This is a genomic window from Klebsiella sp. 18074 (assembly GCF_902705905.1).
Taxonomy (GTDB): Bacteria; Pseudomonadota; Gammaproteobacteria; order Enterobacterales; family Enterobacteriaceae; genus Klebsiella; species Klebsiella terrigena.
In genome coordinates this window covers 80,042-98,957 of sequence record NZ_CACSIS010000004.1, presented here as the reverse complement: position 1 = coordinate 98,957, position 18,916 = coordinate 80,042, and the positions used below count along the sequence as shown (strand labels likewise).

17 protein-coding genes are annotated in these 18,916 nt (G+C 57.8%); 14 read left to right on the top strand and 3 right to left on the bottom strand.

The features are described 5' to 3' along the window. The first annotated feature begins 1 nt into the window (after position 1). The 3 genes from GVK32_RS05390 to murJ all read left to right on the top strand — a co-directional run bounded on the left by GVK32_RS05390 (position 2) and on the right by murJ (position 3,222). The gene (locus tag GVK32_RS05390) at positions 2-649 is read left to right on the top strand and encodes a YceH family protein (RefSeq protein WP_159866858.1); all 648 of its coding nucleotides are present in this window, start codon (positions 2-4) and stop codon (positions 647-649) included. A gap of 2 nt (positions 650-651) precedes the next feature. Further along, positions 652-1,575 (top strand): Gfo/Idh/MocA family protein, encoded by a 924-nt coding sequence (locus GVK32_RS05385; RefSeq protein WP_159866855.1) that lies wholly within the window; start codon positions 652-654, stop codon positions 1,573-1,575. 111 nt (positions 1,576-1,686) lie between these two features. Continuing rightward, entirely contained in the window at positions 1,687-3,222 is a 1,536-nt protein-coding gene (gene murJ, locus GVK32_RS05380) for a murein biosynthesis integral membrane protein MurJ (RefSeq protein WP_041144957.1), read from the top strand. Between the two features lie 52 nt (positions 3,223-3,274). On the opposite strand, the gene GVK32_RS05375 is transcribed toward murJ, so the two are convergent. After that, complete coding sequence (locus tag GVK32_RS05375) at positions 3,275-4,489, bottom strand: MFS transporter (RefSeq protein WP_159866852.1); 1,215 nt, start codon at positions 4,487-4,489, stop codon at positions 3,275-3,277. Positions 4,490-4,505: 16 nt separating this feature from the next. On the opposite strand from GVK32_RS05375, the gene GVK32_RS05370 reads away from it, so the two are divergent. After that, positions 4,506-5,534 (top strand): LysR family transcriptional regulator, encoded by a 1,029-nt coding sequence (locus GVK32_RS05370; RefSeq protein ID WP_200842833.1) that lies wholly within the window; start codon positions 4,506-4,508, stop codon positions 5,532-5,534. A 39-nt stretch (positions 5,535-5,573) separates the two neighbouring features. Here GVK32_RS05370 and rne read toward each other — a convergent pair whose 3' ends face one another. Beyond that, entirely contained in the window at positions 5,574-8,948 is a 3,375-nt protein-coding gene (gene rne, locus GVK32_RS05365) for a ribonuclease E (RefSeq protein WP_159866846.1), read from the bottom strand. 822 nt (positions 8,949-9,770) lie between these two features. On the opposite strand from rne, the gene rluC reads away from it, so the two are divergent. Then, positions 9,771-10,724, top strand: coding sequence for a 23S rRNA pseudouridine(955/2504/2580) synthase RluC (gene rluC, locus GVK32_RS05360; RefSeq protein ID WP_166646121.1), 954 nt, complete (start codon positions 9,771-9,773; stop codon positions 10,722-10,724). A gap of 84 nt (positions 10,725-10,808) precedes the next feature. Here the strand turns inward: rluC and GVK32_RS05355 are convergent, their stop codons facing one another. Next, positions 10,809-11,393: a nucleoside triphosphate pyrophosphatase gene (locus tag GVK32_RS05355; RefSeq protein WP_123707429.1), complete on the bottom strand. Its 585-nt coding sequence runs from the start codon at positions 11,391-11,393 to the stop codon at positions 10,809-10,811. A gap of 141 nt (positions 11,394-11,534) precedes the next feature. Here GVK32_RS05355 and yceD point away from each other — a divergent pair, with 141 nt between their 5' ends. From yceD to pabC, 9 genes are all read left to right on the top strand, one after another. Beyond that, the gene (gene yceD, locus GVK32_RS05350; protein ID WP_159866843.1) at positions 11,535-12,053 is read left to right on the top strand and encodes a 23S rRNA accumulation protein YceD; all 519 of its coding nucleotides are present in this window, start codon (positions 11,535-11,537) and stop codon (positions 12,051-12,053) included. A 20-nt stretch (positions 12,054-12,073) separates the two neighbouring features. Continuing rightward, on the top strand, positions 12,074-12,247 hold the full coding sequence (gene rpmF / locus GVK32_RS05345; RefSeq protein ID WP_071844907.1) for a 50S ribosomal protein L32: 174 nt from the start codon (positions 12,074-12,076) through the stop codon (positions 12,245-12,247). 150 nt (positions 12,248-12,397) lie between these two features. Then, the gene (plsX, locus tag GVK32_RS05340) at positions 12,398-13,495 is read left to right on the top strand and encodes a phosphate acyltransferase PlsX (RefSeq protein ID WP_206110955.1); all 1,098 of its coding nucleotides are present in this window, start codon (positions 12,398-12,400) and stop codon (positions 13,493-13,495) included. A 54-nt stretch (positions 13,496-13,549) separates the two neighbouring features. Then, positions 13,550-14,503 (top strand): beta-ketoacyl-ACP synthase III, encoded by a 954-nt coding sequence (locus GVK32_RS05335; RefSeq protein WP_159866837.1) that lies wholly within the window; start codon positions 13,550-13,552, stop codon positions 14,501-14,503. A gap of 15 nt (positions 14,504-14,518) precedes the next feature. Beyond that, the gene (fabD, locus tag GVK32_RS05330; RefSeq protein ID WP_132510985.1) at positions 14,519-15,448 is read left to right on the top strand and encodes an ACP S-malonyltransferase; all 930 of its coding nucleotides are present in this window, start codon (positions 14,519-14,521) and stop codon (positions 15,446-15,448) included. A 12-nt stretch (positions 15,449-15,460) separates the two neighbouring features. Continuing rightward, complete coding sequence (gene fabG / locus GVK32_RS05325) at positions 15,461-16,195, top strand: 3-oxoacyl-ACP reductase FabG (RefSeq protein WP_159866834.1); 735 nt, start codon at positions 15,461-15,463, stop codon at positions 16,193-16,195. A gap of 210 nt (positions 16,196-16,405) precedes the next feature. Further along, a complete protein-coding gene (acpP, locus tag GVK32_RS05320; RefSeq protein ID WP_000103754.1) occupies positions 16,406-16,642 on the top strand; it encodes an acyl carrier protein in 237 nt (78 codons plus the stop codon). 89 nt (positions 16,643-16,731) lie between these two features. Further along, a complete protein-coding gene (gene fabF, locus GVK32_RS05315) occupies positions 16,732-17,973 on the top strand; it encodes a beta-ketoacyl-ACP synthase II (RefSeq protein ID WP_159866831.1) in 1,242 nt (413 codons plus the stop codon). Between the two features lie 131 nt (positions 17,974-18,104). Then, the gene (gene pabC, locus GVK32_RS05310; protein ID WP_159866828.1) at positions 18,105-18,914 is read left to right on the top strand and encodes an aminodeoxychorismate lyase; all 810 of its coding nucleotides are present in this window, start codon (positions 18,105-18,107) and stop codon (positions 18,912-18,914) included. Positions 18,915-18,916: the final 2 nt, after the last annotated feature.

The following is an 18,916-nucleotide window of genomic DNA, read 5'->3' as shown; positions in this document are numbered from 1 at the left end:
CATGAAATATCAGTTAACCGCGCACGAAGCGCGCGTTATTGGCTGCCTGCTGGAGAAACAGGTCACGACGCCGGAGCAGTATCCTCTATCGGTTAACGCGGTGGTGACCGCCTGCAACCAGAAAACCAACCGCGAGCCGGTGATGTCGCTCAGCGAAAGCGATATCCAGGATCAGCTGGATACGTTAGTTAAGCGTCATTTCCTGCGCACGGTGAGCGGGTTTGGCAATCGGGTGACCAAATACGAACAGCGTTTTTGCAACTCCGAGTTCGGCGATCTGAAGCTGACCCCGGCGGAGGTCGCTGTGGTCGCGACGCTGCTGCTGCGCGGCGCGCAGACCCCGGGTGAGCTGCGCAGCCGGGCGCAGAGAATGTACGAATTTAGCGATATGGCTGAAATCGAAGGCGTGCTCGAGACGCTGGCTGGCCGCGAAGATGGCCCGTTCGTCGCGCGTCTGCCTCGCGAGCCGGGGAAGCGCGAATGCCGCTACATGCATCTGTTTTGTGATGATATGGACTCGCTGATTACGGCGGTAGAAGCGGTATCGCCGTCGGGAGACGATCTCCAGACCCGGGTTGAGGTGCTGGAGGCCGAAGTGGCGGAACTTAAAGAGCGGCTGGCCTCGCTGCTGGCTCATCTGGGGGATTAATCGTGACGGCGAAACTACGCGTTGGAGTGGTGGGACTGGGCGGCATTGCGCAGAAGGCCTGGCTGCCGGTATTAGGCGCCGCAGACGGCTGGACGCTGCAGGCGGCGTGGTCTCCGGGGAAAGAGAAGGCGCTGCGCGTCTGCGAAACCTGGCGCATACCCTACGCTGACTCTCTGGAGCAGCTGGCGGCGCAGTGCGATGCGGTATTTGTCCATACCTCAACGGCCTCGCATTTTGAGGTCGTCAGCCGGCTGCTTGGCGCCGGGGTGCACGTCTGCGTGGATAAGCCGCTGGCGGATAAGCTCAGCGACGCCGAATCCCTGGTCGAGCTGGCCGCCCGCCGCGGGCTGACGCTGATGGTCGGATTTAACCGTCGCTTTGCGCCGCTTTATCGCGAGCTGAAAGCGCATCTGGACGATGCCGCCTCGCTGCGTATGGATAAGCATCGCAGCGACAGCGTTGGCCACGATCTGCGCTTTACGCTGCTTGATGACTACCTGCACGTGGTCGATACCGCGCTGTGGCTGGCCGGCGGGAAGGCGCGTCTCAGCGGCGGTCTGCTGCAAACCACCGCCCAGGGCGAAATGCTCTATGCTGAGCACCACTTCAGCTCGCCGCAGCTGGAGGTCACCACCAGCATGCACCGGCGCGCCGGCAGCCAGCGGGAGTGGGTGCAGGCGGTTACCGACGGCAGCCTGTATGAGGTTCGCGATATGCGCGAGTGGCAGGAAGAGGGCGGTCAGGGCGTGGTTCAGCGTCCGGTTCCCGGCTGGCAAACCACTCTCGAGCAGCGCGGCTTTGTCGGCTGCGCGCGTCATTTTATCGAATGCGTGCAAAATCAGACGGTTCCCGAAACCGCTGGCGAACAGGCGCTGCTGGCCCAGCGCATCGTTGAAAAGCTGTGGCGCGAGGCGATGAGCGAATAATTCGTTGTAACATCTGGCAGTAGTAATTCATGACGAACCCGGTAGACTATCGCCACTTTCCAGCGCCCGCCATTGCGGGCGTTTTACTTCAGGGTTGTGGAAAACACCTCAATGAATCTTTTAAAATCACTGGCGGCAGTCAGTTCGATGACCATGTTTTCGCGCGTGCTGGGCTTTGCGCGAGACGCCATCGTCGCGCGTATTTTTGGTGCCGGCATGGCGACGGACGCCTTTTTTGTGGCGTTCAAATTACCGAATCTGCTGCGGCGCATTTTTGCCGAAGGCGCGTTTTCTCAGGCGTTTGTACCGATACTGGCTGAATATAAAAGCAAGCAGGGCGAAGACGCCACCCGCGTATTTGTCTCCTACGTTTCAGGCCTGCTGACGCTGGTTCTGGCAGTAGTGACCGTGCTCGGCATGCTGGCCGCACCGTGGGTCATCACCGTGACCGCGCCAGGGTTTGCCGACTCCCCGGATAAATTTGCGCTGACGACCCAGCTGCTGCGCATCACCTTTCCCTATATTTTGCTTATCTCGCTGGCCTCGTTAGCCGGCGCGATCCTTAATACCTGGAACCGTTTTTCGGTCCCCGCCTTTGCGCCGACTTTTCTTAACGTCAGCATGATTGGCTTTGCGCTATTTGCGGCGCCGTATTTCCACCCGCCGATGCTGGCAATGGCGTGGGCGGTCACCGTCGGCGGCGTGCTGCAGCTGGCGTATCAGCTGCCGCATCTGAAAAAAATCGGCATGCTGGTGCTGCCGCGTATCAGTCTGAAAGACGCCGGTGCGGTGCGGGTAGTAAAACAGATGGGGCCGGCGATCCTCGGCGTATCCGTCAGCCAGATCTCACTGATTATTAACACCATATTCGCCTCTTTCCTCGTTTCCGGGTCGGTCTCCTGGATGTACTACGCCGACCGCCTGATGGAGTTTCCCTCCGGCGTGCTGGGCGTAGCGCTGGGGACTATCCTGCTGCCGTCGCTGTCGAAAAGCTTTGCCAGCGGCAATCATGATGAGTACTGCCGTTTGATGGACTGGGGGCTGCGCCTGTGCTTCCTGCTGGCCTTGCCGAGCGCGGTGGCGCTGGGGATCCTCGCGAAGCCGCTGACGGTAGCCCTGTTCCAGTACGGCAAGTTTAGCGCCTTTGATGCGGCGATGACCCAGCGTGCGCTGGTGGCCTATTCCGTCGGCCTGATGGGGCTAATTGTCGTCAAGGTCCTGGCGCCGGGGTTCTACTCGCGCCAGGATATTAAAACGCCGGTTAAAATCGCCATCGTCACCCTGATTATGACCCAGGTGATGAATCTGATCTTTATCGGTCCGCTGAAGCATGCCGGCCTGTCGCTCTCTATCGGGCTTGCCGCCTGCCTCAACGCCGCGCTGCTCTACTGGCAGCTGCGTAAGCAAAAAATATTCACCCCGCAGCCGGGCTGGTTTACCTTCCTGCTGCGTCTGGTGATTGCGGTGCTGGTGATGTCTGCGGCGCTGCTCGGGATGATGTACATCATGCCGGAGTGGTCCCAGGGGACCATGCCGTTCCGTCTGCTGCGCCTGATGGCGGTGGTGGGGGTTGGCGTAGTGGCCTATTTTGCCAGCCTGCTGCTGCTGGGCTTTAGGGTGAAAGAGTTTGCCCGACGCACGGCCTGACGCTAAACGTCGGGTAGAAACAGACCCGTTCCGCAGCGCGGAGCGGGTTTTTTTACTCTCCTGCGCGCTGTAGCGCCGCGATCCGTGCGTTTTCCAGCAGGCGAATTGCAAGGGCGATTGCGCCCGCGGCGACGGCCAGAATCACCACGCCGCTCCAGCCGGCTATCACGTACAGCTTGCTGCCGAGCACGGAGCCGAGCGACATACCGATAAAGACCCCGGTGAACAGCAGAGCGTTCAGCCTGCCGCGAGCCTGCGGCTCCAGGCCGTAGACGAGGTTCTGGTGCGCCACGAGGCTTGACTGCAGGCCAAGGTCGAAGCCGATAGCCGCGATGGCGATCAGCACCAGCTGGCCGTGGGGCGGCAGTACCGGCATCAGGAACATCAGGGCAAAGGAGAAGGTAACCAGCGCGGCGCCCAGCTGGGTGACCTTCCCTGCGCCATACTTATCCGCCAGGCCACCGGCCAGCGGTGCGGCGAGCGCGCCTGCGGCCCCGGCGATGCCGAATCCACCGGCAACGGCGCTGCCCATCTGATAGCGTTCGAGCAACATGACCGCCAGCGTTGACCAGAAGGCGCTGAAGGCGACGGAGAGAAATCCCTGCGCCAGCGCGGCGCGGCGCAGGGCGGGGTAGCGCTGCCAGAGATGCGCCATCGACTTCATCAGCTGCGGATAGCTCAGCGCGGAGTGAATTTCAAACCGCGGCACCACCCGCCACATCAGCAGGCCAATCAGCGCGATGCTCACCGCCGCAGCCTGGTACATCACCCGCCAGCCAAATAGCGCGCCGACCACGCCGCTCACCGTTCTTGAGAGCAGGATCCCCAGCAGCAGGCCGGTCATGACGGTGCCGACCATTTTCCCCTGTTTTCCCGCCGGAGCGAGGATAGCGGCGGCCGGAACGATGTCCTGGGCCATCGTCGCCGCCATACCGATAAGCAGGCTGGCAATCAGCAGGGAAGTGAGCTGCCCCGTCAGGCTACACAGCAGCAGGAGCACGGCCAGCGCCGCGCTTTTCAGCAAAATTAGCGTACGGCGGTCATGACGATCGCCCAGCGGCAGAAGAAACAGAATGCCGAGCGCGTAGCCCGCCTGAGTCAGGGTAGGAACCAGCCCCATGCCTTCGACGCTAAGATGTAGATTGGCACCCATCAGCGGCAGCAGCGGCTGCGCGTAGTAAATAGAGGCGACGCTAAAACCTGCGCCAAGTGCGAGTATGAAGATAATCCAGCCGGCTTCGCGGGAGGATAGTGTTGTCGGTGCCATGATAAAGCCCTCGTAGATGCGATGGCGCTATTTTTCCCTGAATCCGGCTGGCGCGGTAGATAGCGTGGTGGTAAAACGGTTATACGCAAAACGTATAGGCATGGTAGGTATGAAACGGCAGGAACGTATAGACCGAATTGAACTGATGCGCACCTTTATTCGAATCGTCGAAGCCGGTTCGCTTTCTGCCGCTGCGCTGCAGATGACCACGACCCAGGCGACGGTGAGCCGGCGCCTGCAGTCGCTGGAGGGGCTGCTGGGCAGCAAGCTTATTCTGCGAACCACCCATGCGATGAAGTTGACCGACGACGGCGAGCGCTGCTATCAGCATGCGCGTCGGGTGGTTGATGCGTGGCTGGCGCTGGAGGACGACCTGAGCATTGCCTATGACCGACCCGTCGGCGTGCTACGGGTACGCGCGCCGCACGCTTTTGGTCAGCAGCAGCTGCTGGAGCCGCTGGTCAGCTTTCTGCAGCGCTATCCTCAGCTCTCCGTAGAGTGGATGCTCAATGACAAAAACGTCGATTTTCTCAGCGATAATATCGATTGTGCGATTCGCGTCGGGGCCGAAGTTGATCCGGAGACGGTGTCGGTGCTGCTGGCTGAAGTACCGCGCAGCGTGGTTGCCTCTCCCTCTCTGCTGGCGCGCTATCCGGTATTAGAAACGCCCCAGCAGCTGTCGCAGCTGCCGTGGGTGGCGATCAGCACCTTTTATCAGCATGAGGTGAAATTATTCCATCAGGAGCAAAGTCAGCAGCAGGTCTTCGGCATCGTGCCGTGCCTGAGCACCGACAGCGTCTACGTGGCACGCAATACCGCGCTGGCGGGATTGGGAGTGGCTATCGTTTCAAGCTGGGCGGTGGTGGAGGATATCGCCGCCGGACGGCTGGTCGAGCCGTTCCCACAGTGGCGAGCCTCTTCGCTGCCGGTCCACCTGGTCTATCCGTGGGCGCGGTACTATCCGACCCGTTTACGCAAGTTTCTCGACCTGATGCGCGAGGTTATGCCGCAGGTAGCGGGTATGCAGCGCCCGGAAGGGGAATAAAAAAAACCGGCCAGAGGCCGGTTTTTTTAGGCTTAACGCTTACTCGACGGACTGTGGGCGGGTTGGTTCCGCCGTAGCCTGATGAGTTGCGCTATGGCCGCCGGCAGAACCTTTGCCGTCGAACGCGAACGACGGACGAACCCAGTCGCTGCGACGCGGTGCTTCCGGTTCGTAAGCCGGAGCCGGTGCGCGGGTCATCGGCGCGGTAGCGTGGTGGTCAGTATCGATAGCCGCTGCAGCGACGGGAGCGGGTGCTACCGCGGCAACAGGGGCCGGCGCTGCTGCCGGTGCCTGGTCAACGACCTGCGGTGCCACAGCTTCTTCCACTTCAGCCGGCGCTTCTGCCTGGATTGCAGGCTCGGCGTCAACGACGGCGGTTTCAGGCTCGGCAGCCGTCTGCTCAACCACGGTTTCTTCGTCTACGGCTGCAGACTCAGCGGCGGTGACAGGCTCAGCAGCGATAACCGGCTCAGCGACGGCTTCAGCTTTAACCTCAACCTCAACTTCAGCTTCAGCTGCGGCTTCTGCTGCTACGGTCTCGGCAACGACTTCCTCAGGCGCCGCCTGCGGTTCGCTGGCAGCGACGTCAGCCGCGACCGGTGCGATGACTTCCGCAACAGCCGGTTCGCTAACGATCTGCTCGGCAATAGCCGGCTCGGCAACAACAGTTGGCGCGACGGTTTCGGCAACAGCCTGAACCTGCGGCTCTTCCTGCTGCTGGTCGTTCGGGCGAGCTACCGGGTAACGGATCCAGATTTTACCTGAAGCCATTTCCGGCGATGCACAGGCTACGGTCAGCGGCATCGGTGATTGGGTCGGATAACGCTCGTCACGGTAACGACGACGACGCTGGCCGCTCACGCGCAGGTGGCGCGGCGAACGACGGGAGCGACGCGGCATACCGTTAGCATCACGAGATTCGTTGCTCTCTTCGTGCTCGACGTGAGTCTCAACCACCGCAGGCAGGTCAACTTTCGCCAGTTCAGTACGCGGAGCCACAACAACGTCTGGCTGCGCTTTCTCAACTACGGCTTCAGCTGCTTCTACGGCGACTTCCGCTACCGCAGATTCAATGCGAACCTTCTGGGCCAACTGGCGAGGTTTACGACGCGGCATGTTCTGAACGCGTTCTTCCAGCTCAGCTTCCTGCAGAACAACCGGCTCATCCTGTACTTTAGCGGCTTCCAGCGGTGCCTGACGCTTATCGTCATTATTACGACGACGGTTACGTTCACGACGCGGCTGCTGCTCGTCACGGGATTTCGCTTTTTCCGCTTCGTCGCCGGTGGCCTGGCGAGGTTCGCGCTGCTCGACGTTCTGCTGCTGCTTCTCACGACGGTTACGGCGGTTCTCCTCGCGAGATTCACGAGACTCACGGCCTTCGCCATTTTCGCTGCGGTTATCGCGGTCAGCACGCTCTGCACGGTTATCGCGCTCGGTACGGCTGTCGCGCTCGGTACGGCTGTCGCGCTCGGTACGGTTGTCGCGGTTGTCACGATTTTCGCGGTTATCGCGACTATCACGGCCTTCGCGGTTGTCACGACGATCGTTACGATCGCGTCGATTATTGGTGCGCGGTTTACGACGTTCCTGCTGACGCTCCGGCTTCTCTTCGACCTTTTTCTCTTCCTGGACTTCAGCCGGTTTGGCTTCTTCCGTACCAGAGAAGATATTTTTCAAGGCACCAAAGAAGCGAGAGATCAGGCCCGGCTCGGCCGGCGCTGAGGCCACGGCCGCAGTCGGTGCGCTGGCGGCTACGGCTACGGCGACGGCTTCAGGCTCTTCATATGCCGGCGCAGGCGGAGCATCCGGCATCACGAAGGTTGCCAGAGCCGGCTGTTCCGGACGTTTACGTTCTGCCGGTTCTTCATCAGCTGGCAGCGCCATCTCTTCTTCATGCAGCTTCGGCAACAGATAGCTCAGGGTAGAGGTCTCTTCGCCTTTGCGCACGCGCAGCACGGAATAGTGTGGGGTTTCCATCTGATCGTTCGGCACGATGATAACGCGCACGTCGCCCTGACGGGTTTCGATAGCACTTACCGCCGCACGTTTTTCGTTCAGCAGATAGGAGGCGATTGGCACAGGAACGATCGCGTGAACTTCCTGGGTGTTCTCCTTCAGCGCTTCTTCTTCAATCAGACGCAGAATGGAGAGCGACAGGGATTCGTTATCGCGTACGGTGCCGGTGCCGCTACAGCGCGGGCAGACGTGATGGCTGGATTCGCCGAGCGACGGGCTCAGGCGCTGACGCGACATTTCGAGCAGGCCGAAGCGAGAAATATGGCTGATCTGGATGCGCGCGCGATCCTGACGTACGGCTTCGCGCAGGCGGTTTTCTACCGCGCGCTGGTGGCGTACCGGAGTCATATCGATAAAGTCGATAACGATCAGACCGCCAAGGTCGCGCAGACGCAGCTGGCGGGCAATCTCATCGGATGCTTCAAGGTTGGTGTTGAAGGCGGTTTCTTCGATGTCGCCGCCGCGGGTTGCGCGTGCGGAGTTGATATCGATCGCGGTCAACGCCTCGGTGCTATCGATAACGATAGAGCCGCCGGACGGCAGACGAACTTCACGCTGGAAAGCGGATTCGATCTGCGATTCGATTTGGTAGTGGCTGAACAGCGGGATTTCACCGGTGTAGAGCTTAATTTTGCTGCTGAAGTCCGGACGACCCAGCGCGGCGATGTGCTGGCGAGCCAGCTCAAGCACTTTCGGGTTATCGATAAGAATTTCACCGATATCCTGACGCAGGTAGTCGCGGAACGCGCGCACGATGACGTTGCTTTCCTGGTGGATCAGGAACGGCGCCGGGCGGCTTTCTGCGGCTTTCTGGATAGCTTCCCAGTGCTTCAGGCGGAAGCTAAGGTCCCACTGCAGCGCTTCGGCAGATTTGCCGACGCCCGCGGTGCGTACAATTAGCCCCATACCGTCCGGCAGCTCGAGGCTGGCCAGCGCTTCTTTCAGCTCGGTGCGATCGTCACCCTCGATGCGGCGGGAAATACCGCCAGCGCGCGGGTTATTCGGCATCAGTACCAGATAGCTGCCTGCCAGGCTGATAAAGGTGGTGAGCGCGGCGCCTTTGTTGCCACGTTCTTCTTTATCAATCTGAACGATAACTTCCTGACCTTCACGCAGCACATCCTTAATATTAGGACGGCCGTGAGCGTTGTAGCTGGCTGGGAAGTATTCGCGGGCAATTTCTTTAAGAGGGAGGAAGCCATGACGCTCGGCGCCGTAATCAACAAATGCGGCCTCCAGGCTAGGTTCAATACGGGTGATTTTGCCTTTGTAGATGTTCGCTTTTTTCTGTTCGTGCCCGGGGCTTTCGATATCCAGGTCGTACAGGCGCTGCCCATCAACAAGGGCGACGCGCAACTCTTCCTGCTGAGTTGCGTTGATTAACATTCTTTTCATCGTAACTTACTCATTATTCTTACATTGACGACTAAGCTGCGGGCAGAGTAACGCCTTGCCGGGGGAAACCGATGGCCTCGTGTCTGTTTCACGTCGCCAACCTCACGGTTGTCGCGCGCTTAAGAGGCGCAGAGTGTCGGTCGCCTGCATTTCAAACGGAAACACAGCGCAATTGTCAGGGGAATTGCCTGGGATGTATCACCAGAGAAGATTCCATTTATACACTTCATGCATCGAGCTGCTTTTGCACTGGCTGCGCTCGTTCATCCCTGTTACCTGGCGATGCAGGCTTCCGGGGATTCACTCTCTTGCTGCCATGACGCATCTCGAATAATTTTGCGTATATTCTATCGTCTTTCACGTTGCAGGCGTGTTGGCTTAACCTGCTCATCACAATCATGCGATTATTATGAGCTCCCGGGGATACCCGGAGTCGACGCCTTCCTGCGACGTGAAATCCATAGAGCCTGTACCGGTAAGGACTGCAACCCGCAGCCCGCTAACTGTCTGAAAGATCAATACGTCTTACGCCATTGCTGCGTTGATGATCGGTCAGACAAAATTGGTCATTCCGCTAATCTCTTGTTCTAACAAGATTCAACACGGAAAACGGCATCATTATTCCATTGCTAAGCTTGTTATAGCAAGTTGACTTTTACCTTTTATCACCCGGTTACTCACAGTTTTATCACCTGCGTATACAGATTGTTCTAATAACAAACAAAACGACGATGACGCATACGATGAAAACCGGATAATGATAAATATAAGCATATAAAAATGAGTGGCGCTAATGCGTCGGGCTATTTAGAATCGCGCACCATGAAAACTGAGACCCCAACCGTAAAAATGGTTGCCATTACCGCTGATGAAGCGGGGCAACGCATCGATAACTTTTTGCGTACGCAGCTTAAGGGCGTACCGAAGAGTATGATTTATCGCATCCTGCGTAAGGGCGAGGTGCGGGTAAACAAAAAACGCGTCAAGCCTGAGTACAAGCTGGAAGCGGGCGATGAGATCCGTATTCCACCGGTCCGCGTAGCCGAGCGTGAGGAAGACGCGGTCTCCCCGCATCTGCAAAAAGTCGCGGCTCTGGCGGACGTCATTCTGTATGAAGACGATCATATCCTGGTGCTCAACAAGCCTTCCGGTACCGCGGTTCACGGCGGCAGCGGCCTGAGCTTTGGCGTGATTGAGGGCCTACGTGCGCTGCGTCCTGAGGCGCGCTTCCTCGAGCTGGTGCACCGTCTTGACCGCGATACCTCCGGCGTGCTGCTGGTGGCGAAGAAGCGTTCCGCGCTGCGTTCGCTGCATGAGCAGCTGCGCGAGAAGGGGATGCAAAAGGATTATCTGGCGCTGGTACGCGGGCAGTGGCAGTCGCATACCAAAGTGGTACAGGCACCGCTGCTGAAAAACATCCTGCAAAGCGGCGAGCGTATCGTGCGCGTGAATCAGGAAGGCAAGCCGTCGGAAACCCGCTTTAAGGTAGAAGAGCGCTTTACCGACGCCACGCTGGTGCGCTGCAGCCCGGTGACCGGTCGAACCCATCAGATTCGCGTGCACACGCAGTATGCCGGACACCCGATCGCGTTTGACGATCGTTACGGCGATCGGGAATTTGATAAGCAGCTCACGGGAACCGGCCTCAATCGCCTGTTCCTGCACGCCGCGGCGCTGAAGTTTACCCACCCGGGTACGGGTGAGGTGATGCGCGTTGAAGCGCCGCTGGACGGCCAGCTGAAGCGCTGCCTGCAGGTGCTACGCGACAAGAAGTAACGGAACGGCGGATGCACTCTCCGCCGCTTCACCGCGCGGGCCGATAAGCCCGCGGCGCTAATGCTTAGAGCGTGGCTCCGCGCTTCAGGTAAGCAGCGGATTATAGCCTTCTCTGCGCAACATCTGACAAAGCGCAATCAGCGGCAGGCCGACCAGCGTATTGGGGTCCCGGCCTTCTAAGCGCTCGAAAAGCGCGATCCCCAGCCCTTCGCTTTTAAAGCTCCCGGCGCACTGCAGCGGGTTCTCTTTACGCACGTAGGCCTCTATCTCCCGGTCGCTTAAATGGCGAAAATGAACGTCAAAGGGCTCGCATTCGGTTTGCAGATGGCCGTTCGCCGAGTTGTAGAGCGCCAGCCCGGTGTAAAACGTCACGATGGTGCCGCTGGCTTTTCTTAACTGCAGGCAGGCGTTCTCTTCGCTATGCGGTTTACCGGTGATTTCGCCATCAAGGACGCAAACCTGATCGGAGCCTATAATGAGATGCTGCGGGTAGCGGGCGGCGAGAGCCTGCGCCTTAGCCTGCGCCAGACGTACGACCAGCTGGCGAGCGGACTCGCCAGGGTGAGAGGTTTCATCGACCTCAGGTGCCGCGCATTCAAACGGCACGGAGAGTTTTTCCAGCAGCATGCGCCGCCAGGGCGAGGTCGACGCCAGGATCAGCTCAGACATATTTTTTCATCCACATATAGCGCTTCGAAGAGCATCATTTTAAACTATGGGCCGCAATGTGTGCGAATAAATGGCAAAAGGCAACCTGAGGCTGCCTTTTTCTTTGACTCTATGACATTACAAAGTTAATATGCGCGCCCTATGCAAAAAGTAAAATTACCCCTGACTCTTGACCCGGTTCGCACGGCTCAAAAACGCCTTGATTACCAGGGCATTTATGCTCGCGATCAGGTAGCACGTGTGGCCGATTCTGTAGTCAGCGTGGACACCGATGTGGAATGCAGCATGTCGTTCGCTATTGATAACCAGCGTCTTGCCGTTATAACCGGCGATGCGACGGTGTCAGTAACCCTCGAATGTCAGCGTTGCGGGAAACCGTTCCCCCGTCATGTCCACACAACGTATTGTTTCAGCCCGGTCAGAAATGACGAACAGGCCGAAGCACTGCCGGAAGCGTATGAGCCGATTGAGGTTAACGAATTCGGTGAAATCGATCTGCAAGCGTTGGTTGAGGATGAAATTATTCTCTCCTTGCCTGTAGTTCCGGTGCATGATTCTGAACACTGTGAAGTGTCCGACGCGGACATGGTTTTTGGTGAACTGCCTGCAGAGGCACAGAAGCCAAACCCATTTGCCGTATTAGCCAGCTTAAAGAAATAAGTAATTGAGGAGTAAGGTCCATGGCCGTACAACAGAATAAACCAACCCGTTCCAAACGTGGCATGCGTCGTTCCCATGACGCTCTGACCGCAGTCACCAGCCTGTCTGTAGACAAAACTTCTGGTGAGAAACACCTGCGTCACCACATGACTGCCGACGGTTTCTACCGCGGCCGCAAGGTTATCACTAAGTAATCACGCGATACTCTATGAACTTCGCGTTGCATGAAGTCCGTGCAGTTAACGGTGCTGCAGCGTGAAGGTCAACGAGTATAAGCGTGGTGAAGCTTAGTGAGGATTTCCCCAGGTTACTGGGGAATAACCGAACCGGGCAGCGACGATACCTTGACACGTCTAACCCTGGCGTTAGATGTCATGGGGGGCGATTTTGGTCCCTCCGTGACGGTGCCTGCAGCACTGCAGGCACTGATCTCTAATTCGCAACTCACACTTCTTTTAGTCGGCGACCCCGACGCCATCACGCCATTACTTGCCAAAGCTGACTTCGAACAACGTTCACGTCTGCAGGTTATTCCTGCGCAGTCAGTTATTGCCAGTGATGCGCGACCCGCGCAGGCGATTCGCAGCAGCCGCGGAAGCTCAATGCGCATGGCGCTCGAGCTGGTGAAAGAGGGGCGGGCAGAGGCCTGCGTCAGCGCGGGCAATACCGGCGCGCTAATGGGGCTGGCAAAACTATTGCTCAAGCCCATTGAGGGAATTGAGCGCCCGGCGCTGGTGACGGTGCTGCCGCATCAGCAGAAGGGGAAAACGGTGGTGCTGGATCTTGGCGCCAACGTCGACTGTGACAGCACCATGCTGGTCCAGTTTGCGGTGATGGGGGCGGTACTGGCGGAAGAAGTTGTCGGTATTGAAAATCCCCGCGTCGCGCTGCTGAATATTGGCGAAGAAGAAATGAAGGGCCTCAGCAGCATTCGCGACGCCGCGGCGGTTTTGAAAACGCTGCCGTCTCTCAACTATATAGGCTATCTTGAAGCCAATGAACTCTTGACGGGCAAAACCGATGTTCTGGTTTGTGATGGATTCACGGGCAACGTCACATTAAAAACCATGGAAGGTGTTGTCAGAATGTTTCTTTCGCTGCTGAAATCGCAGGGAGAGGGCAAAAAACGGTCGTGGTGGCTGCTGTTATTGAAACGTTGGTTACAAAAAAGCCTCGCAAGGCGATTCAGTCACCTCAACCCCGACCAGTATAATGGCGCCTGTCTGTTAGGATTGCGCGGTTCCGTGATTAAGAGTCATGGTGCTGCCAATCAGCGTGCCTTTAGCGTTGCAATAGAGCAGGCAGTGCAGGCGGTGCAGCGGCAGATACCTCAACGGATCGCCGCTCGCCTGGAATCTTTATACCCAGCAGGCTTTGAACTGCCGGGGGGCGGCAGAAACGGGAACTCCCGACAGCAAAGCGGGACGAACGAGCAGGACTGACGCCCCAGCGGTTTGAACAAGGCGGGTATGTTACCCAAGAGTGACTGAGCGTACATGTATACGAAGATTATTGGTACCGGCAGTTATCTGCCTGAGCAAGTGCGTACTAACGCCGACCTGGAAAAAATGGTAGATACGTCTGACGAGTGGATTGTCACCCGTACGGGTATCCGTGAACGTCGTATTGCCGCGCCGAATGAAACCGTTGCTACGCTGGGTTTTGAAGCTGCAAAAAATGCGCTGGATATGGCGGGCGTTAAGCCGGAGCAAATTGGTCTGATTATTGTTGCGACCACCTCCGGCACCCACGCGTTCCCGAGCTCGGCCTGTCAGATTCAGTCTTTGCTGGGCATTAACGGCTGCCCGGCGTTTGACGTTGCTGCGGCCTGTGCCGGCTTCACCTACGCCCTGAGCATCGCCGACCAGTATGTCAAAAACGGCGCGGTAGACTACGCGCTGGTTATTGGCGCTGACGTTCTGGCGCGCACCTGCGATCCAACCGATCGCGGGACGATCATTATTTTTGGCGACGGCGCGGGTGCCGTTGTGCTGGGCGCGTCCAGCGAGCCGGGCATTATCTCGACCCATCTGCACGCAGACGGCCGCTACGGCGAGCTGTTAACATTACCGAACGCCGATCGCGTAGATCCGGAAAACTCGATCTATCTGACGATGGCGGGTAACGAAGTCTTTAAAGTGGCCGTGACCGAGCTGGCGCATATCGTTGACGAAACGCTGGCGGCGAACAATCTTGAACGCTCCGCGCTCGATTGGCTGGTTCCGCATCAGGCCAACCTGCGTATTATCAGCGCGACGGCGAGAAAGCTCGGGATGTCGATGGACAACGTGGTGGTGACGCTCGATCGTCACGGCAATACCTCCGCCGCCTCTGTTCCCTGCGCGCTGGACGAAGCGGTGCGCGATGGCCGTATTCAGCGCGGTCAGCTGATTCTGCTGGAAGCCTTTGGTGGCGGTTTCACCTGGGGTTCCGCGCTGGTTCGTTTTTAGTATAAGGATTTAGAGATGACGCAATTTGCTTTTGTGTTCCCGGGACAGGGCTCGCAGGCGGTAGGCATGTTGTCAGAGATGGCAGCAGCTTATCCGGTGATTGAAGAGACTTTCCGTGAAGCCTCCGCGGCGTTGGGTTACGATCTGTGGGCGCTTGCTCAGCAGGGCCCGGCAGAAGAACTGAATAAAACCTGGCAGACACAGCCCGCGCTGCTGACCGCCTCGGTGGCGCTGTATCGCGCGTGGCAACAGCAGGGCGGCCAGGCGCCGGCTCTGCTGGCAGGCCATAGCCTTGGCGAATACTCCGCGCTGGTTTGCAGCGGGGTGATTGATTTCACCGACGCCGTGCGTCTGGTTGAGATGCGTGGCAAATTCATGCAGGAAGCGGTACCGGAAGGTACCGGCGCCATGTCGGCCATCATTGGCCTCGACGATGCGTCAATTGCCAAAGCCTGCGAAGAGTCTGCCGAAGGCCAGGTGGTTTCACCGGTCAACTTCAACTCCCCGGGTCAGGTGGTTATCGCGGGCAACAAAGAAGCCGTAGAACGCGCTGGAGCCGCCTGCAAAGCTGCCGGCGCCAAACGCGCGCTGCCGCTGCCGGTGAGCGTCCCGTCCCACTGCGCGCTGATGAAACCTGCCGCGGAAAAGCTGGCGGTTGAGCTGCAAAAAATTACCTTTAACACCCCGGCTATTGCGGTGGTGAACAACGTTGATGTGAAGTGCGAAACCGCGCCTGACGCTATTCGCGACGCGCTGATCCGCCAGCTTTACAGCCCGGTTCAGTGGACCAAAAGCGTCGAGTTTATGGCCTCTCAGGGCGTAGAACATCTGTATGAAGTGGGCCCGGGTAAAGTCCTCACCGGCCTGACTAAACGTATTGTTGACACCCTGACCGCTTCCGCGCTTAACGAGCCTGCAGCGCTGTCTGCGGCGCTTGAGCAATAAAAGAGGAATATCATGAATTTTGAAGGAAAAATCGCGCTGGTTACCGGTGCAAGTCGCGGGATCGGCCGTGCAATCGCTGAAACGCTCGTCGCCCGTGGCGCGAAGGTTATCGGTACTGCCACCAGCGAGAGCGGTGCGCAGGCGATCAGCGACTATTTAGGTGCTAACGGTAAAGGTCTGCTGCTGAATGTGACCGACCCGGCATCTATCGAATCTGTTCTGGGAAATATTCGCGCAGAGTTTGGTGAAGTTGATATCCTGGTTAATAATGCCGGTATTACTCGTGATAACCTGTTAATGCGGATGAAAGATGACGAGTGGAACGATATTATCGAAACCAATCTGTCATCAGTTTTCCGTCTGTCAAAAGCAGTAATGCGCGCTATGATGAAAAAGCGTCACGGTCGCATTATTACTATCGGTTCTGTGGTCGGTACCATGGGAAATGCTGGTCAGGCTAACTACGCTGCGGCGAAAGCGGGTCTGATCGGTTTTAGTAAGTCGCTGGCACGTGAAGTCGCGTCCCGCGGTATTACGGTTAACGTTGTTGCTCCGGGCTTTATTGAAACGGACATGACGCGTGCGCTATCTGACGATCAGCGTGCGGGTATTCTGGCGCAAGTTCCGGCGGGTCGCCTCGGCGATGCAAAAGAAATCGCCAGTGCGGTTGCATTTTTAGCTTCTGACGAAGCGGGTTACATCTCTGGTGAAACCCTGCACGTCAACGGCGGAATGTATATGGTCTGACCGAGTTTTGTGCAAAACGTTCAGGAACCGCGCAGTCTGTGCGGTTCCGGGTACGGTTTTGTGCAAAATGATTTGCGTTATGAGGGCAAACAGCCGCAAAATAGCGTAAAATCGTGGTACGACCTGCCGGGATTTAGTTGCAAATTTTTCAACATTTTATACACTACGAAAACCATCGCGAAAGCGAGTTTTGATAGGAAATTTAAGAGTATGAGCACTATCGAAGAACGCGTTAAGAAAATCATCGGCGAACAGCTGGGCGTTAAGCAGGAAGAAGTTACCAACAATGCTTCCTTCGTTGAAGATCTGGGCGCTGATTCTCTTGACACCGTTGAGCTGGTAATGGCTCTGGAAGAAGAGTTTGATACTGAGATTCCGGACGAAGAAGCTGAGAAAATCACCACTGTTCAGGCTGCCATTGATTACATCAACGGTCACCAGGCGTAAGTGAACATCTCCAGGCGGTCATTCGACCGCCTGAGTTTTATCTTTAGTTTGTCCCACAAGAATCTATTTTCCCTCCCTGGAGGACAACCGTGTCTAAGCGTCGTGTAGTTGTGACCGGACTGGGCATGTTGTCTCCTGTCGGCAATACCGTAGAGTCTACCTGGAAAGCTCTCCTTGCCGGTCAGAGTGGCATCAGCCTGATCGACCATTTCGATACTAGCGCCTATGCAACAAAATTTGCTGGCTTAGTAAAGGATTTTAACTGTGATGACATTATCTCGCGCAAAGAACAGCGCAAGATGGATGCCTTCATTCAATATGGAATTGTCGCTGGCGTTCAGGCCATGCAGGATTCTGGTCTTGAAATAACGGAAGAGAACGCGGACCGCATCGGCGCAGCTATTGGCTCCGGCATCGGCGGCCTCGGCCTGATTGAGGAAAACCACAGCTCGCTGACCAACGGCGGACCTCGTAAAATCAGCCCGTTCTTTGTACCGTCTACAATTGTTAACATGGTGGCCGGACATCTGACCATCATGTTTGGTCTGCGTGGGCCGAGCATCTCCATCGCGACCGCCTGTACTTCCGGTGTGCATAATATCGGTCAGGCCGCGCGTATCATTGCCTACGGCGATGCTGACGCTATGGTTGCCGGCGGTGCGGAAAAAGCCAGTACCCCGCTTGGCGTGGGCGGCTTTGGCGCAGCGCGTGCGCTCTCTACCCGCAACGACAATCCGCAGGCGGCAAGCCGTCCGTGGGATAAAGATCGCGACGGCTTCGTGCTTGGCGACGGCGCGGGCATGGTGGTGCTGGAAGAGTACGAGCACGCTAAAAAACGCGGCGCGAAAATCTACGCGGAAATCGTCGGTTTTGGTATGAGCAGCGATGCCTACCATATGACTTCTCCTCCGGCGAACGGTGCCGGTGCCGCGCTGGCAATGGTTAACGCCATTCGCGATGCGGGCATTGAACCGGGCCAGATTGCCTACGTCAACGCGCACGGTACCTCGACGCCAGCGGGCGATAAAGCGGAAGCTCAGGCTGTTAAGTCAGTCTTTGGCGATGCGGCTCGCAGCGTAATGGTCAGCTCGACCAAATCTATGACCGGGCACCTGCTGGGCGCCGCAGGAGCGGTAGAATCTATCTACTCAATCCTTGCGCTGCGCGATAGCGTGGTTCCGCCGACCATCAACCTGGATAACCCGGACGATGGCTGCGACCTGGACTTCGTTCCGCACGAAGCCCGCCAGGTTTCCGGTATGGAGTACACGCTGTGTAACTCCTTTGGCTTTGGTGGCACTAACGGTTCGCTGATCTTTAAAAAGGTCTAAGCGCGTTAGTCGCCTCACCCAGCCATGACTCAGGCCTGCATTTATGCGGGCCTTCTTTTTTCTTCAGCTTTCTCTGCTTGTCCTGCGTAATTCATCCTGCGACACTAGCGAGCCACCGATAAGGAGCCACTATGTTCTTGATTAATGGCCTTGAACAGGACGTCCTGGCCGCTAACGACCGGGCGATACAGTTTGGCGACGGATGCTTTACCACCGCGCGGATTGTAGAAAGTCACGTGCAGATGCTGCCTGCCCACCTTCGGCGTTTGCAGCAGGCCTGTGAAAAGCTGATGATCCCCTATGCCCACTGGCAAACGCTGGAACAGGAGATGCTGCGCCTGGCACAGGTCCAGAAAAGCGGCGTCCTCAAGGTTATCCTGACGCGCGGTTCCGGCGGCCGCGGCTATAGCGGTACGCTGTGCCAGCAGCCGACCCGTATCCTCAGCGTATCCCCGCTGCCGGCGCACTACTCCCGCTGGCGCGAAGAGGGCATCACCCTGGCCCTGAGCCCGATACGGCTGGGGCGTAACCCGTCGCTTGCCGGCCTTAAGCACCTTAACCGCCTGGAGCAGGTGCTGATCCGCTCTCATCTTGAGCAGACGGACGCCGACGAGGCGCTGGTTCTTGACAGCGAAGGGTGGCTTACGGAATGCTGTGCCGCGAATCTGTTCTGGCGCAAGGGAATGGAGGTATTTACGCCGCGCCTTGACCAGGCGGGCGTGAACGGGATCATGCGCCAGTATTGTATCGCGCGGCTGGCACAATCGCCGTTTCGCGTTGTCGAAGTCACCACGGGCCCTGATGCGTTGCGCGATGCCGATGAAGTGCTGATTTGCAACGCCCTGATGCCGCTGGTGCCGGTTCGCCGCTGGGACGAGAGCCGTTGGTCCTCGCGCGAGCTTTATCATTTTTTAGCCCCACTGTGTGAGCTGTCTGGTTAGTC

Excerpts from the sequence above, each read along its gene's own strand:
- rpmF (WP_071844907.1), top strand. The coding sequence starts at position 12,074 with ATGGCCGTACAACAGAATAAACCAACCCGTTCCAAACGTGGCATGCGT.
- fabG (WP_159866834.1), top strand. The coding sequence starts at position 15,461 with ATGAATTTTGAAGGAAAAATCGCGCTGGTTACCGGTGCAAGTCGCGGG.
- GVK32_RS05390 (WP_159866858.1), top strand. The coding sequence starts at position 2 with ATGAAATATCAGTTAACCGCGCACGAAGCGCGCGTTATTGGCTGCCTG.
- fabD (WP_132510985.1), top strand. The coding sequence starts at position 14,519 with ATGACGCAATTTGCTTTTGTGTTCCCGGGACAGGGCTCGCAGGCGGTA.
- acpP (WP_000103754.1), top strand. The coding sequence starts at position 16,406 with ATGAGCACTATCGAAGAACGCGTTAAGAAAATCATCGGCGAACAGCTG.
- pabC (WP_159866828.1), top strand. The coding sequence starts at position 18,105 with ATGTTCTTGATTAATGGCCTTGAACAGGACGTCCTGGCCGCTAACGAC.
- murJ (WP_041144957.1), top strand. The coding sequence starts at position 1,687 with ATGAATCTTTTAAAATCACTGGCGGCAGTCAGTTCGATGACCATGTTT.
- yceD (WP_159866843.1), top strand. The coding sequence starts at position 11,535 with ATGCAAAAAGTAAAATTACCCCTGACTCTTGACCCGGTTCGCACGGCT.
- rluC (WP_166646121.1), top strand. The coding sequence starts at position 9,771 with ATGAAAACTGAGACCCCAACCGTAAAAATGGTTGCCATTACCGCTGAT.
- GVK32_RS05355 (WP_123707429.1), bottom strand. The coding sequence starts at position 11,393 with ATGTCTGAGCTGATCCTGGCGTCGACCTCGCCCTGGCGGCGCATGCTG.
- rne (WP_159866846.1), bottom strand. The coding sequence starts at position 8,948 with ATGAAAAGAATGTTAATCAACGCAACTCAGCAGGAAGAGTTGCGCGTC.
- GVK32_RS05375 (WP_159866852.1), bottom strand. The coding sequence starts at position 4,489 with ATGGCACCGACAACACTATCCTCCCGCGAAGCCGGCTGGATTATCTTC.
- GVK32_RS05335 (WP_159866837.1), top strand. The coding sequence starts at position 13,550 with ATGTATACGAAGATTATTGGTACCGGCAGTTATCTGCCTGAGCAAGTG.
- GVK32_RS05370 (WP_200842833.1), top strand. The coding sequence starts at position 4,506 with ATGCGATGGCGCTATTTTTCCCTGAATCCGGCTGGCGCGGTAGATAGC.